This is a genomic window from Burkholderia sp. WSM2230 (genome assembly GCF_000472445.1).
GTDB lineage: Bacteria > Pseudomonadota > Gammaproteobacteria > Burkholderiales > Burkholderiaceae > Paraburkholderia.
In genome coordinates, this window is sequence record NZ_AXAJ01000012.1 from 120,543 (window position 1) to 134,055 (window position 13,513).

Sequence of the window (13,513 nt, forward strand, 5' to 3'; positions counted from 1 at the left end):
GTGCGAACGGGTCTTGCTCCCGGGCCCGGCGCCCGGGCGGCGACGCGCCACACGCCGCAAGCGTCGCGTACAATCGATGCGGTCAATGCCGGTCTTTCGTCTCACCGCGTGCAGCTTTGCGAAAGGTGCGCGCTTCTCCTGGATTCCCATGTCTCACGTCACCGGACGCCGGCCAGATGGCCGGCTGATTCTGTTGCTCGGTGCGCTTGCCGCATGCGGGCCGATTTCCATCGACATGTACCTGCCGAGCTTGCCCACCATCGCGCAGGCATTTGCGATCGGCACGAGTGCGGCGCAAACCACGCTCACCAGTTTTATGTTCGGCTTTTCGATCGGCATGCTGCTTTATGGGCCGCTGTCCGATTCGTATGGCCGCCGGCCGGTGCTGCTTGGCGGCATCGTCATGTATGCACTGGCGAGCATTGCCTGCACGCTGTCGTTTTCGATCGGCGCGCTGATTACCTTTCGCTTCGTGCAGGCGCTTGGGGCCGGCGCGGCATCCGTTCTCGCCCGTGCCATTGCACGCGATGCCTACGGTCCCACCGACGCGGCCCGCGTGCTGTCGATGCTCGCCATCGTGACGTCGATCGGCCCGTTGCTCGCGCCGCTGATCGGCGGACAATTGCTGCTGCTTGGCGGCTGGCGTGTTGTCTTCGTCGCGTTGACGCTGTTCGGTACCGTGTGCGCGATCACCGCGTTCCTCAAGGTTCCGGAAACATGGCCGCGTGAAAAGCGTGCGCATTCCGCGCTCTTCAAATCGTTTGCCGCCTATGGCCGCTTGTTGCGCGATCCAGTGGCCTGGGGACATATGCTGTGCGGCGGCATGGCGTTCGCGTCGATGTTTGCGTACATCACGGCCACGCCGTTCGTCTACATCGAATACTTTCACGTGTCGGCGCAGCACTATGGGTTTCTGTTCGCGCTGAACATCGTCGGCATCATGTTCGGCAACTTCATGAACACGCGGCTCGTCGGACAGCTCGGCTCCCTGACGATCATTTCCTTCGCCGCGAGCGTGAGCTGCGTGGCGTCGCTGTTCGTATGCCTCGTTTCGTTGACGGGTTGGGGCGGCCTGTGGTCGATCGTGGCCGGTCTGTTCTTCGTGGTCGGCGTGGTGGGTTTGCTGTCCGCCAATTGCACCACGGATCTGATGCATCGCTATCCTTTGAACGCGGGCGCGGCGGCCGCCGTGTTCGGCGCCGTGCAACTGGCGCTCGGTGCGCTGTCGAGCCTCGCGGTCGGTCTCTGGCCGGACGCCTCGCCCAAGGGCATGGGCATTGTGGTAGGCGTGGCGGGATCGCTATGTTATGTCGGCCGCATTCTGGTTGTGCGCTGGCATGGCACAAAGGCGCCGGTGGCTGTCGCTTGAAGTCAGCACTGTTTTGACGGCTGCTTCAGCGCCGCGCGGACATCGCCGGTCTGCTGACCTTGCCGGCGTGCCCGCAACTTGTGCGCTCGGCGCATCTACCGGAAAACACCAGGTGTTGCGCGCACGCGACCTTGCGTTTGAATTTGCATTGCTATGATGGGATCACTGTTCCTCGGAGCGGCAATCATGGCGATCAGAGATTTGATGAACGGCGAGCGGCAGCATGCTGCTTTCGCCGAAGCGCAGAAGCTGGCCGACAGCGGCGCCTATCACGATTACACGGACATCGAATACGTCTTGCGCTTTGATTATGGCTTGACCGATGTATCGTCGCTGCTCGACAGCCAGTTGATGCATCGCGATCTCAACCGGCGTTGCGCCGATGCACGCGAGCGGCTCGAAGCGGTCAGTGTCTGACGCGAAGAGCGGCGGGGCGGCGTGATGTCTTTCGCTCTGGAGTGGTACTCATGGCTGCTGGGCAGCACCGCGCACGTTCACCGCACACCGACAATCCCGCTACGCTCGCGAGGCCCGGCGGCCACTATAGTCACGTAGCGGTGGCGAACGGCTTCGTGTTCGTGTCGGGACAGTTGCCCATCGACGCGCGCGGCGAGAAGCTATCCGCCGCTCCGTTCGAGGCGCAGGCGGAACAGGTGCTGGCCAACGTGAAAGCAGCGCTCGAGGGCGCGGGCAGCAGCGTTGCGCAACTCGTGCAGGTGCGGGTTTATATCGTCGATATCGAGCACTGGACGAAGTTCAATGAGATCTACGCCCGCTGGGCCGGCGAGGCGCGGCCAGCGCGTGCTGTTGTGCCTGTCCCGCAGTTGCATTACGGGTTCAAGATAGAAGTCGAGGCGACAGCGGTGGTGTAGAAAGCGCACGCGGTCGCGGCAGAAACGAAAAACGGGCCGCGGCCCGGGTTCGTTTGGGGAACATCTGGCGGAGGCGGTGAGATTCGAACTCACGGAAGGATCACTCCTTCGCCGGTTTTCAAGACCGGTGCCTTAAACCACTCGGCCACACCTCCAAGCCGCAAATTGTAACCTGAAAAGACGTCGCTGCGGCGGCCTGTGTCTCTGCATTCACTGCGGATCTTTCAGAAACAGCGCCTGCAGATCGTTGAGAAACGCTTGCCCGAGCGGCGTCGGCGCAATCTTCTCGTGGTCGCGTGTGATGAGCCTGCGGCGCTCCGCTTCCTGCAAAGCCGGTTCGATCGAAGTCATCGGCAAACCGGTACGCTCGATAAACCGGTGCACCGGAAAGCCTTCCACGAGCCGCAGCGCATTCAGCATGAACTCGAACGGCAGGTCGCGCGCGCTGACTTCGTGCTCTTCCTGCACCGCCGCGCCGGCTTTTGCCTGCTCGATGAACGTGGCCGGATGCTTGTAGCGCGCCTGGCGCAACACGCGATTCGGAAACGACAGCTTCGTATGCGCGCCGGCGCCAATGCCGAGATAGTCGCCAAAACGCCAGTAATTCAGATTGTGCTTGCTCTGCCTATGCGGCTTCGCATACGCCGACACCTCATAGCGCTCGTAGCCCGCCGCCGACGTGCGCTCATGAATCCAGTCCTGCATGTCGGCGGAGGCATCGTCGTCGGGCAAAGCAGGCGGGAATTTCGCAAACAGCGTGTTCGGCTCGAGCGTCAGGTGATACAGCGAAAGATGCGGCGGCGCGAACGACAACGCCGTCTCGACATCCGCCTGGCATTCGGCGAGCGTTTGCTGCGGAAGCGCGAACATCAGGTCGAGATTGAAATTGTCGAACGTGGTCGCGGCTACCTCGACGGCATGACGCGCTTGCGTCGAATCATGAATGCGGCCGAGCGCTTTCAGATGCGCTTCATTGAAACTCTGAATGCCCACGGACAGGCGGTTCACGCCGCTCGCCCGAAACTGCGCGAACTTCGCGGCTTCGAACGTGCCGGGGTTGGCCTCGAGCGTGATCTCGGCATCGGCGTCGAGCGGCAGCAGCGCGCGAATGTCGGACAGCATACGGTCGAGCCCCGCCGCGGACAGCAGGCTCGGTGTGCCTCCGCCGATGAACACCGTATGCACCTGGCGACCCCACACGAGGGGCAGCGCCATTTCGAGGTCGGCGCGCAACGCGTCGAGATAATCGTTCTCGGGGAACGTCTCGCCTTTCCATTCGTGCGAGTTGAAATCGCAGTACGGACACTTGCGCACGCACCACGGAAAATGCACATACAGCGAGAGCGGCGGCAGCGAGGTCAGCCGGATGCTGCCCGGCGACGTAAAAGCCTTGATGACGCCGTTGCCGACATCGGCGGGCGCCGGCTTGATCGGAATCACGCTTCCTCCGCCAGGCGCGCGAGCAGTTGGCGCAATGCAATGGCGCGATGACTGCTGGCATTTTTCACCGCCGGTTCGAGCTGCGCGGCGCTCGCGTTCAGCGAGGGTAGAAAGAAGTACGGGTCGTAACCGAAGCCATGCGAGCCGCGCGGCGCATCCAGAATCTCGCCATGCCAGCGGCCTTCGGCGATGAGCGGCTCGGGGTCGTCTGCGTGACGCACGAGCGCGAGCACACAGTAGTAATACGCGCGGCGGTCGGTTTCGCCTTGCAGCGCCGAAACCAGCCGCGCGTTGTTGGCCGCGTCGCTTTTCTCGCCGCCGGCGAGTTGCGCGTAGCGTGCCGAATAAACGCCGGGTGCGCCGCGCAGCGCACGTACACAGAGACCGGAGTCGTCGGCGAGGGCGGGCAGGCCGGTGAGCCTCGCGGCATGACGTGCCTTCGTCAAAGCGTTTTCAACGAACGTGGGATGCGGCTCCTCCGCCTCCGGCACGCCGAGTTCGCCCTGCGCAATCAATTCGATGCCAGCCGCGCCGAGGAGCGCCGCAAATTCGCGCAGCTTGCCCGCGTTGTTGGACGCGAGCACGACCTTGTTCAACGGCGAGCCCGACGCCGGGTCGCCATGGCCTTTACGAACGTCATTCACCTCGATACTCCAATGCCTCTTTCTGCTTCGCGATCAAGGTTGCGATGCCGTCGCTCGCAAGATCGAGCAGCGCGTTCATTTCATCGCGCGAGAAAGGCACGCCTTCGGCGGTGCCCTGAATCTCGACGAAGCCGCCCGCGCCTGTCATCACCACATTCATGTCGGTGTCGCATTGCGAATCTTCGTGGTAGTCGAGATCGAGCACCGGCACGCCGTCGTAGACGCCGACCGAAATTGCCGCGACGAAATCGCTGATAGGCGAACTTTCGATGCGGCCCGCAGCCAGCAGTTTGCTCACCGCGTCATGCGCGGCGACAAATGCGCCGGTGATGCTCGCCGTGCGCGTGCCGCCGTCGGCCTGAATGACGTCGCAGTCGATATGCAGCGTGCGCGCGCCGAGCTTCTCCAGGTCGAACACCGAACGCAGCGCGCGGCCAATCAGACGCTGGATCTCCTGAGTGCGCCCGGTCTGCTTGCCGCGCGCGGCTTCGCGGTCGCTGCGCGTATGCGTCGCACGCGGCAACATGCCGTATTCGGCAGTGAGCCAGCCCTGGCCGCGATCGCGCAAAAACGACGGAACCGTTTCCGCAATGCTCGCCGTGCAGATCACCTTGGTGTCGCCGAATTCGACCAGCACCGAGCCCTCCGCATGCTTCGTGTAGTGGCGCGTGATGCGCACGTCGCGCAGCTGATCGGCGGGGCGGCCGCTAGGGCGTTGAGTGGTGTCGGTCATAGTGGATTCGGTCAGGAGGAAAGCGGGAGGGAAAGCAGGATTTTACAGCCGATCGAAGCACGCATGCGTCCGGCGGTTGGCCGCGTCGGCCGTGGCTCTGCAAGGGGTCCCATCGCCAAAAATGGGATAATGCCTGTTCACCGCCTCGCGTCTCGTACACGCCGGGCGATTCGACTCTTCGGCCGGCGCCTCGCGCGCGGCCACAATCGCGAGAAATACGATGATCTACAGCATGACTGGCTATGCGAGCGCCACGCGCGAACTCGTCGCGGCTTCGGGCACAGGCGGCGTGAGCGTGTCGGTCGAACTGCGCACGGTGAACTCGCGCTTTCTCGACCTGAACTTCCGCATGCCCGAAGACGTGCGCGTGTGCGAACCCACGTTGCGCGAAATGCTGATGAACAAGCTCTCGCGCGGCAAGGTGGATATTCGGATCAATCTGCAGCGCAGCGAACAGACGGCGAACGCGGGTTCGATCAATCATGACGCGCTGACTCAACTGGCGCTGCTCGAGCGCACGGTGCTCGCAACCTTTCCGGAAGCCGGGCGTTTGCGCTCCGGCGAAATTCTGCGCTGGCCGGGCGTGCTGGCGGAGACGGGCGTAGCACCCGACGTGTTGCGCGATGCGGTGCTCGCGTGCGGCAAACAGGCGATCGCCGATCTGATCGACGTGCGTGCCCGCGAAGGCGCGCAGCTTGCAAACATGCTGCTCGCCAACGTGACCGAGATGGAAGCGATCGTCACCAAGATCACGCCGCTCGTGCCGGAGCTGATCTCGAAGCATCAGCAGAAGATTGTCGAACGTTTGCAGGAAGCGCTCGGCATTGCCGCGCCTGATACCGCTGCGACCATCGTGTCGCGCGAGGAGATCAACGAGCGGATTCGCCAGGAAGTCACGATGTACGGCATCCGCATCGACATCGCCGAAGAGCTGTCGCGCCTCACGGCTCACCTGAACGAAACGCGTCACGTGATCCAGAAGGGCGGCAAGGTCGGCAAGCGGCTCGACTTCATGATGCAGGAGCTCAATCGCGAGGCGAACACGCTCGGCTCGAAGGCGGCGGCGAAGGAACTGGCGGATTCGTCGATGACGCTGAAGCTGCTCATCGAACAGATGCGCGAGCAGGTACAGAATCTGGAATAAGGCTGGAGCATCACAACATGACCGATCACCACACACGCGAAAGCGGCGCGCCGCGCAACCCGTATGCCGGCGCCTATCCCGGCAACCTGTTCATGGTCGTCGCGCCTTCGGGCGCGGGCAAGTCGACGCTCGTGAATGCGCTGCTCGCGAGCGACGACGCAATCCGTCTGTCGATCTCGTACACGACGCGCCCGCCGCGTCCGAAAGAGCAGGACGGCGAGCATTATCACTTCACCACCGTCGACGATTTCATGAAGCGGCACGACGCGGGCGAGTTTCTCGAAAGCGCGGAAGTGCACGGCAACTACTACGGCACGTCGCGCTTGTGGATCGAGGAGCAGATGAAAAGCGGCCATGACGTGCTGCTAGAAATCGACTGGCAGGGCGCGCAGCAGGTGAAGAAGCAGTTTCATAACGCGGTCGAGATTTTCATTCTGCCGCCGTCGCTCGAAGCGCTCGAAGAGCGTCTGAAAAAGCGCGGCCAGGACGAGCCGAATGTGATCACGCGGCGCCTGCTCGCGGCCGGCAGCGAGATGGCGCATGCGGCCGAAGCGGAGTACGTGGTGATCAACGAGAACTTCGATCGCGCGCTTGGCGAACTGCAGTGTCTCGTGGCCGCGACGCGTTCGCGCTTCGCCTCGCAATACGCGCGTCATACGCAGCTTTTCGTGCAACTCGGCATTCACCTTCCGCACCCCTGAGCGCGGCGGCGATTCGAGCACATAAGGTAGAATAAGCAACATACTGAGAAGGAACCCAACATGGCCCGCATTACCGTCGAAGACTGTCTCAAACAGATCCCGAATCGTTTCGAACTCGCGCTTGCCGCGACGTATCGCGCGCGTCAGCTCGCTCAAGGCCACACGCCGAAGATCGAAAGCCGCGACAAGCCCACGGTCGTCGCGCTGCGCGAAATCGCGGCCGGCCAGGTCGGTGTCGAAATGCTGAAGAAGGTGCCGGTCTAAGGCGCTGGTTTCGTTTTTTGTTTTTCGTTTTCGATTGCCCGCATTTGCAGCACTAGCTGCATCAACGTGCAGACTGGCGTCTACTTCCAACCGCTACGGAGGCGAACATGAGTACCACCCCGCCCACCGCCACGGAAGCGGAGCACGACGCCGATTCGCCTTCGTCTGCACGCAAATACATCGACGCGGTCCTCGAACAGTCGTTTCGCCATCTGTTCGGGCCGACCGCCACGCCGGAGCAGCCGCGCCGGCATGACGTCGTTTCCATCGCCAAGCTGACCTCCGCCTTGTCCGGCTATCTGCAGCCGGAAGAGATCAAGCAGGTGAAGGCGGCTTTCCATTTCAGCGACGAAGCTCACCTCGGCCAATATCGGCAGAGCGGCGAGCCCTACATCACGCATCCGGTTGCCGTCGCGGAAATCTGCGCTGGCTGGAATCTGGACGGCCAGGCGATCATGGCCGCGCTGCTGCATGACGTGATGGAAGACCAGGGCGTGACCAAGGCCGAGCTCGCCGAGCGTTTCGGCGCGAAGGTCGCGGAACTGGTCGACGGCTTGTCGAAGCTCGACAAGATGGAGTTCCGCAATCGCGAGGAAGCGCAGGCGGAGAACTTCCGCAAGATGCTGCTCGCCATGGCGCGCGACGTCCGCGTGATTCTGGTCAAGCTTGCCGACCGGCTGCACAACATGCGCACGCTCGGCGCGGTGCCGCCGGAAAAGCGCCGCCGCGTGGCGCGCGAAACGCTGGACATTTACGCGCCGATTGCACACCGGCTCGGGTTGAACAATACGTATCGCGAGTTGCAGGATCTGAGCTTCGCGAACTTCAATCCGCACCGGTATGCCACGCTCGAAAAAGCCGTCAAGGCCGCGCGCGGCAACCGGCGCGAAGTGGTCGGCAAAATCCTGGAGTCGGTGCAGCGCGCGATTGCCGACGCTAAGATCGACGCCGAGGTCACCGGCCGCGAGAAAACCATCTTCAGCATCTACAAGAAGATGCGCGACAAGCAGTTGTCGTTCTCGCAGGTGCTCGACGTGTACGGCTTTCGTGTAGTGGTCGACAGCGCGCTCGAGTGCTACACGTGCATCGGCGCGCTGCATGCGCTCTATAAGCCGGTGCCCGGCAAGTTCAAAGACTACATCGCGATCCCGAAGGTGAACGGCTATCAGTCGCTGCACACCACGCTCGTCGGCCCGTTCGGCGCGCCGATCGAGTTTCAGGTGCGCACGCGCAAGATGCATGAAATCGCCGAAGCGGGCGTCGCCGCGCACTGGCTGTACAAGAACGGCAGCGCGGATCTGAACGACGTGCAAAAGCGCGCGCATCAGTGGCTGAAGTCGCTGCTCGACATTCAGAGCGAGGCGGGCGACTCGAGCGAATTCCTCGAACACGTGAAGATCGATCTGTTCCCGGATGCCGTCTACGTGTTCACGCCGAAGTCGAAAATCATGGCGCTGCCGCGCGGCGCCACCGCGCTCGACTTCGCTTATTCGATCCACAGCGACCTGGGCAACCAGTGCGTCGCCGTCAAGATCAACAACGAACTGCTGCCGCTGCGTACCGAGCTGAAGAGCGGCGACATCGTCGAAGTCATCACGGCGCCGTATTCAAAGCCGAATCCCGCATGGCTCGGGTTCGTGCGCACCGGCAAGGCCCGTTCCGCGATTCGCCATTATCTGAAGACGATGCGGCTGAACGAATCGGTTCAGCTTGGTGAGCGTCTTGTCGATCAGGCATTGAAGGGTTACGGCCTCGCACTGTCGGATGTCACGCCCGAGGCCTGGGAAAAGCTCGTGCAGTGGACCGGCAACAAGAACGGCCAGGAAATCTTCGCGGACATTGGTCTTGGCCGGCGTGTCGCGGCGGTCATGGCCAAGCGCATTGAAGTGCTGATGAGCGGCCGCGATGCCGACGACGACGGCTCGCGTTCCGATGCCGGCTCGGCGCCCCATGCGCCGCCGGTCGTGATTACCGGCACAGAAGGCATGTCGGTGCAACTGTCCGCGTGCTGCCGTCCGATTCCGGGCGACAACATCATGGGCTACATCGGCATCGGTCTCGGCATGGCGATTCATACCACCGACTGCCGCGTCGCGCAGCGCATTCATCGGCGCGATCCCGCACGCTGGATCGACGTTGCGTGGGCGCCGCAACCGGGGCGTCTGTTCGACGTCGCCGTGAAGGTGCTGGTCAAGAACACCAAGGGCGTGTTCGCCCGCGTGGCCGCGGACATTACCTCAGCGGACGCCAACATCGTGCACATTGCGATGGACGAAGACCTGTCGCAGGAATCCACAATCCTGCGCTTCGTGATCCAGGTCAGCGACCGCGTCCATCTGGCCAACGTCATGCGCCGCGTGCGTACCAATCTCGACGTCATGCGCATTGCGCGCGAACGGCCGAGCGACGACGGGCATCATCGGCACGACGGCGGCATGCGGATCGAGCGCGAACGGGCGGATTACTGATTTCCGGCACTCGTCTGCGGGCTAAATGTCGTTTGTTCTGTAGGAACGGACCGGCCACAGACGAGTCTCACCGGAAAACTCAGGGAGAACGCTGATGAAAGTAGCTGACCTCGAAGGCCTCGCTCTGGACTATTGGGTGGCCCGCAGCCTGCACGACTTCGTGCGCGAAATCCAGTTCACCGATAGCGGCGAAACCGTCTCTATTCGCGGCAATGACCGTGGTCGTCCGTGGGACGGCCGCTTCACGCCCACTACTTCATGGGAAGCCGCCGCTGTGGTGCTCGAGCGCGCGCGTCGGCTGGAAATGCGCGAGCGCAGCGAAGACGGTCCTGCGCAATGCGTCGCCGAGTTCGAAGGCGGTCGTGGAACGGTGGAGGGCCGCGCGGACTCGGTGCGTGTGGCGCTGCTGCGGGCGTTTGTGGAAAGCCGGTTCGGCGATAGCGTCGGCGAGATGCTGCACGAGCCGCAGATGCTGGCGGGCGACATCGCACGGCGCATCGGCGAAGCTACCGTGGGCAATACTTTCGAAGACATGCCGAGCCCGGACGGACACATCGGCGATATTCAGTCTCCGCCGCGGCCATAAGTGCGGCCGGGGGCGCGCGAAGCCATCACTGCGCCGCCCAGACGCTGACCACCAGAAACGCGCCTGGAAAAACAAAGGGCCTTCCCACTGGAAGGCCCTTCAGAGGTGGTGCGGCTGGCAGGATTCGAACCCACGACCCCTTGGTTCGTAGCCAAGTACTCTATCCAACTGAGCTACAGCCGCACGCGAAACAGGTGATGCAGTAATGCCGTACAACAGCGAAACTGGGTAAGACGGGCAAAACGCGGGTAAAACGTAAAGGCCTCCCCGGAGGGAGGCCCTCGAAATAAATGGCGCGGCTGGCAGGATTCGAACCCACGACCCCTTGGTTCGTAGCCAAGTACTCTATCCAACTGAGCTACAGCCGCACGCAGAAACGAGATTATAGCAAAGGTTTCAAAAAAGGGAAGGGTGTAACTGCGATTTGTCTCATTGTCATGATCGTGTACCCTAGTGAGGCAGTCGCTTGCTGCAGCTTATGGATCATCATGAACAAGGCCTTTGTCAAAGAGTCGAGCGAAGATAACGACGACGATCTCGACGTCGCCCAACCGGACATTCCCGCGGGTACCAAGAACTACATCACGCCAGCAGGCTACCGCCGCATGCGCGACGAACTGCTGCATCTCATCGACGTCGAGCGGCCGGAAGTCGTCAAGCTCGTGTCGTGGGCGGCTTCGAATGGCGACCGTTCGGAGAATGGCGATTACATATACGGCAAGCGCCGCCTGCGCGAGATCGACCGGCGCATCCGTTTTCTGACCAAGCGGCTGGATCTCGCGGAGGTTGTTGACAGCAGCAGGCAGGAGAGCGTCGATCAGGTCTTTTTCGGAGCGACCGTCGAGTATGCGACGGAGGACGGCGAAGAACATACTGTGACGATTGTCGGCATTGACGAGGTCGATCTGGATATCGGCCACGTGAGCTGGATCTCGCCGATCGCGCGAGCGCTGCTGAAGGCCAGGGTTGGCGATACGGTGACGCTGTACACGCCGGCCGGACCGCAGCCCATCGACATTATCGACGTCAAATATCCGCCGCCTGATAGCGGCGGTTAGTCTTTTCTCTGCGTTAGGCTTGGCTGGCTGCTTGGCTTTGCCGCGCCCCGCCCACAGCGTTTTCCACGGACAATAAAAAAGGCGCCGCAAGCGGCGCCTTCCGTGTTGCCAGTGTTGCCGACCGCTTTAGAAGCGGTGACGCAGACCTGCCGTGACGGCAACCTGCTTGTTGTTGCTCGAAGCAGCCAGACCGTTGATGTCCGCGCCAACGATCGCGTTTTCGTTGACTTGCTGGTATTCGCCTTGCAGATAGACGTCCGTGCGCTTGGACAGTGCGTACGCCGTTTGCAGGTTGAACTGGTTCCAGTGCGGACGCGTACCGGCGAGGCTTGCACGCGTGTACGTGTACGAACCGGCGATGCTGACAGCCGGCGTCAGAGCGTAACGTGCGTTGGCTTCGAAGTTCTGGAAGTGCGCACTGCCGCCACCAAACGCGATGCCACCCGTCTGGCCAGACGCGCCTGCGCCGATGCCGGCGAGACCCGTCAGATTCGTTTGCGAGTAGACGAGACCGACAGTTGCCGGACCGAACGCGTAGTTCGCGCCCGCGCCCCAAGTTTGCTGACGGCGAGCAAAGAAGGTGTTGTCGCTCGACACCGCGCCGCCCGAGTTGAATGCCGCAGCCGCGCCGGTCGCGCCGTTGCTGTTCAATTGCAGGTAAGCTGCGCCGACGTTCAGGCCGCCCCAGTTGTACGACGCGCCCGCGCTGTAAGCGCGGTTGTTTGCGAAGCCGTCTGCCTGGTTCGAGAAGCCGTACATGCCGCCGAACTTGAGACCGCCGTAGTTGGCGCTCGTGTACTTGACCGAGTTGTTGACGCGGAACGAGTTGTTCAGGTTGTCGTTGTCGAACGGATGGGCGAACTGCGTGCCGCCGTATTGCGTGCCGGTCAGTGCCAGCGGGCCGACGAAGTCGACCACGCTGTCGTATTGACGGCCGAGCGTCACCGCGCCGAACTGCGTGCTGGACAGGCCGACGAACGCCTGACGGCCGAATTCGCGACCGCCTTGCTTCAGCGAGCCGTCATTGATGCCGAAGCCGTTCTCCAACGTGAAGATTGCCTTCAGGCCGCCGCCGAGGTCTTCGGCGCCGCGCAAGCCCCAACGGCTGCCATTCACCGAGCCGCTGGTCTGCTGCCAGTTGCTGTGACCGTGCTGGTTGTTGGTGTAAGTGATGCCGGCGTCGATCAGGCCGTACAGCGTGACGCTGCTTTGGGCGTGCGCCGCGGTTGCAAAAACGCCCGTGAGGGCGGCGACCATAAGAGTCTTTTTCATCTTGTTACTCCGAAAGCGAGAATTGGCAGTAAATCCTGCTTCAGAAAACCTTCGCGCGGCCGCCGCGAGACGCGTATCCACATGAAGTGCGCAAACTGGCGCTGTTTTCTGGTTACGCAAAGTGTAAAGAGAGCGCTCAATGAACGGGCGTTTCGGTTCCTGCAATAAAGTATTACGCCATCTGAAACGATAGTCGAATGCCTCGAAGCCCCGTCAGCTAACGGTTTCGGGCGTGCCGGCAAGGAATGGGAAGAAGTGTCAACGAACCGCGTTGCGAATTTACGACGCAGATGCGATGCGAAAAAGCAACAGATGTCACCTGATGTAAGGATTGTTGTTATTACTGCAACAGACGATTGTCACTTGTGGAAATAATCGGATTTGGAATTAGCAGTTATACTGAAGTTTCTGCTTTCCGAAGCGGACTTTTTCGTTGACGAAAAAGATCTCCAAACCTTTGTCAGCGCGACTTCCCAGTCGCGCTTTTTTTCGCCTGCGAATTTGTTTTGTCCTTTACGAGGGCGCGTGGCGAGCATCAATGTGCGGACGCGGCGCGGTCCGCCTTCCGCCACTCGTTGGCCGTGGGGGCGCTCCAGTCTTCAATGATGTAGTGGCGCGCGTCCATCGGCGATGAAAGCAGGTTCTGCCAGTGGTCGCCGTGCCAGACCACGTCGAACTCGAAGGCGGACGCGTCAGATTCTGCGCGCCACGCGTGGGACGTTTGCGACTGTGATTGAGTGAAACGAGGAAAGAGGCTGGAAAGAAACCGGCGGATATTAGGGAACTGCATTGTCAATCTCCCGATGCGCATTAACTGCAAATGCAGACTTCATGATGAGGTTCGACCGCTTCACCGAACAACCCGGAGAAACACTTACCAAAGTCACAAAATGTTACAGACGGCGAGAAGGCGGCAAAGCTTTCCTCAATCGCGTTTAACGTGGGCGGTGCCCAGTAAATTT

General features: G+C 61.8%; 13 protein-coding genes and 3 tRNA genes. 9 read left to right on the plus strand and 7 right to left on the minus strand.

Annotated elements, in window-relative coordinates:
• Positions 1-148: 148 nt before the first annotated feature.
• The 3 genes from A3AC_RS0121795 (at position 149) to A3AC_RS0121805 (ending at position 2,241) form a co-directional block, all read left to right on the plus strand.
• Entirely contained in the window at positions 149-1,369 is a 1,221-nt protein-coding gene (locus A3AC_RS0121795) for a Bcr/CflA family multidrug efflux MFS transporter (protein ID WP_025601376.1), read from the plus strand.
• A 186-nt stretch (positions 1,370-1,555) separates the two neighbouring features.
• Positions 1,556-1,786 (plus strand): hypothetical protein, encoded by a 231-nt coding sequence (locus A3AC_RS0121800; RefSeq protein WP_013589320.1) that lies wholly within the window; start codon positions 1,556-1,558, stop codon positions 1,784-1,786.
• Between the two features lie 50 nt (positions 1,787-1,836).
• Positions 1,837-2,241, plus strand: a complete 405-nt coding sequence (locus tag A3AC_RS0121805; RefSeq protein ID WP_025601379.1) for a RidA family protein — start codon at positions 1,837-1,839, stop codon at positions 2,239-2,241.
• Between the two features lie 65 nt (positions 2,242-2,306).
• Here A3AC_RS0121805 and A3AC_RS0121810 read toward each other — a convergent pair.
• From A3AC_RS0121810 to rph, 4 genes are all read right to left on the minus strand, one after another.
• Positions 2,307-2,396 (minus strand) — tRNA-Ser (locus A3AC_RS0121810).
• 55 nt (positions 2,397-2,451) lie between these two features.
• Complete coding sequence (gene hemW / locus A3AC_RS0121815; protein WP_025601381.1) at positions 2,452-3,681, minus strand: radical SAM family heme chaperone HemW; 1,230 nt, start codon at positions 3,679-3,681, stop codon at positions 2,452-2,454.
• Positions 3,678-4,325 carry an RdgB/HAM1 family non-canonical purine NTP pyrophosphatase gene (gene rdgB / locus A3AC_RS0121820; RefSeq protein WP_025601382.1) on the minus strand — a complete coding sequence of 216 codons (648 nt, stop codon included), beginning with the start codon at positions 4,323-4,325 and terminating at the stop codon, positions 3,678-3,680. The genes hemW and rdgB overlap by 4 nt, the downstream gene beginning before the upstream one ends.
• Positions 4,318-5,058, minus strand: coding sequence for a ribonuclease PH (rph, locus tag A3AC_RS0121825; protein WP_025601383.1), 741 nt, complete (start codon positions 5,056-5,058; stop codon positions 4,318-4,320). Before rph ends, rdgB begins: the two co-directional genes overlap by 8 nt.
• A gap of 220 nt (positions 5,059-5,278) precedes the next feature.
• On the opposite strand from rph, the gene A3AC_RS0121830 reads away from it, so the two are divergent.
• The 5 genes from A3AC_RS0121830 to A3AC_RS0121850 all read left to right on the plus strand — a co-directional run bounded on the left by A3AC_RS0121830 (position 5,279) and on the right by A3AC_RS0121850 (position 10,221).
• Positions 5,279-6,202, plus strand: coding sequence for a YicC/YloC family endoribonuclease (locus A3AC_RS0121830; protein ID WP_025601385.1), 924 nt, complete (start codon positions 5,279-5,281; stop codon positions 6,200-6,202).
• 17 nt (positions 6,203-6,219) lie between these two features.
• Positions 6,220-6,903, plus strand: coding sequence for a guanylate kinase (gmk, locus tag A3AC_RS0121835; protein ID WP_025601387.1), 684 nt, complete (start codon positions 6,220-6,222; stop codon positions 6,901-6,903).
• A 60-nt stretch (positions 6,904-6,963) separates the two neighbouring features.
• Entirely contained in the window at positions 6,964-7,167 is a 204-nt protein-coding gene (gene rpoZ / locus A3AC_RS0121840; protein WP_006025620.1) for a DNA-directed RNA polymerase subunit omega, read from the plus strand.
• Between the two features lie 107 nt (positions 7,168-7,274).
• Positions 7,275-9,635 (plus strand): RelA/SpoT family protein, encoded by a 2,361-nt coding sequence (locus tag A3AC_RS0121845; RefSeq protein ID WP_025601394.1) that lies wholly within the window; start codon positions 7,275-7,277, stop codon positions 9,633-9,635.
• 94 nt (positions 9,636-9,729) lie between these two features.
• A complete protein-coding gene (locus A3AC_RS0121850; RefSeq protein WP_025601396.1) occupies positions 9,730-10,221 on the plus strand; it encodes a phage protein NinX family protein in 492 nt (163 codons plus the stop codon).
• Between the two features lie 106 nt (positions 10,222-10,327).
• Here A3AC_RS0121850 and A3AC_RS0121855 read toward each other — a convergent pair.
• Both A3AC_RS0121855 and A3AC_RS0121860 read right to left on the minus strand, forming a co-directional pair.
• A tRNA-Arg gene (locus tag A3AC_RS0121855) sits at positions 10,328-10,404 on the minus strand.
• A 108-nt stretch (positions 10,405-10,512) separates the two neighbouring features.
• Positions 10,513-10,589, minus strand: a tRNA-Arg gene (locus tag A3AC_RS0121860).
• Between the two features lie 120 nt (positions 10,590-10,709).
• On the opposite strand from A3AC_RS0121860, the gene greB reads away from it, so the two are divergent.
• Entirely contained in the window at positions 10,710-11,279 is a 570-nt protein-coding gene (gene greB, locus A3AC_RS0121865) for a transcription elongation factor GreB (RefSeq protein ID WP_025601397.1), read from the plus strand.
• A 126-nt stretch (positions 11,280-11,405) separates the two neighbouring features.
• Here greB and A3AC_RS0121870 read toward each other — a convergent pair whose 3' ends face one another.
• Positions 11,406-12,551, minus strand: a complete 1,146-nt coding sequence (locus tag A3AC_RS0121870) for a porin (RefSeq protein WP_025601399.1) — start codon at positions 12,549-12,551, stop codon at positions 11,406-11,408.
• Positions 12,552-13,513: the final 962 nt, after the last annotated feature.

Bases quoted from the DNA above. Each gene is read 5' to 3' on its own strand.
- A3AC_RS0121795 (WP_025601376.1), top strand. From the start codon at position 149: ATGTCTCACGTCACCGGACGCCGGCCAGATGGCCGGCTGATTCTGTTG.
- A3AC_RS0121800 (WP_013589320.1), top strand. From the start codon at position 1,556: ATGGCGATCAGAGATTTGATGAACGGCGAGCGGCAGCATGCTGCTTTC.
- A3AC_RS0121805 (WP_025601379.1), top strand. From the start codon at position 1,837: ATGGCTGCTGGGCAGCACCGCGCACGTTCACCGCACACCGACAATCCC.
- rph (WP_025601383.1), bottom strand. From the start codon at position 5,058: ATGACCGACACCACTCAACGCCCTAGCGGCCGCCCCGCCGATCAGCTG.
- A3AC_RS0121830 (WP_025601385.1), top strand. From the start codon at position 5,279: ATGATCTACAGCATGACTGGCTATGCGAGCGCCACGCGCGAACTCGTC.
- gmk (WP_025601387.1), top strand. From the start codon at position 6,220: ATGACCGATCACCACACACGCGAAAGCGGCGCGCCGCGCAACCCGTAT.
- rpoZ (WP_006025620.1), top strand. From the start codon at position 6,964: ATGGCCCGCATTACCGTCGAAGACTGTCTCAAACAGATCCCGAATCGT.
- A3AC_RS0121845 (WP_025601394.1), top strand. From the start codon at position 7,275: ATGAGTACCACCCCGCCCACCGCCACGGAAGCGGAGCACGACGCCGAT.
- A3AC_RS0121850 (WP_025601396.1), top strand. From the start codon at position 9,730: ATGAAAGTAGCTGACCTCGAAGGCCTCGCTCTGGACTATTGGGTGGCC.
- greB (WP_025601397.1), top strand. From the start codon at position 10,710: ATGAACAAGGCCTTTGTCAAAGAGTCGAGCGAAGATAACGACGACGAT.
- A3AC_RS0121870 (WP_025601399.1), bottom strand. From the start codon at position 12,551: ATGAAAAAGACTCTTATGGTCGCCGCCCTCACGGGCGTTTTTGCAACC.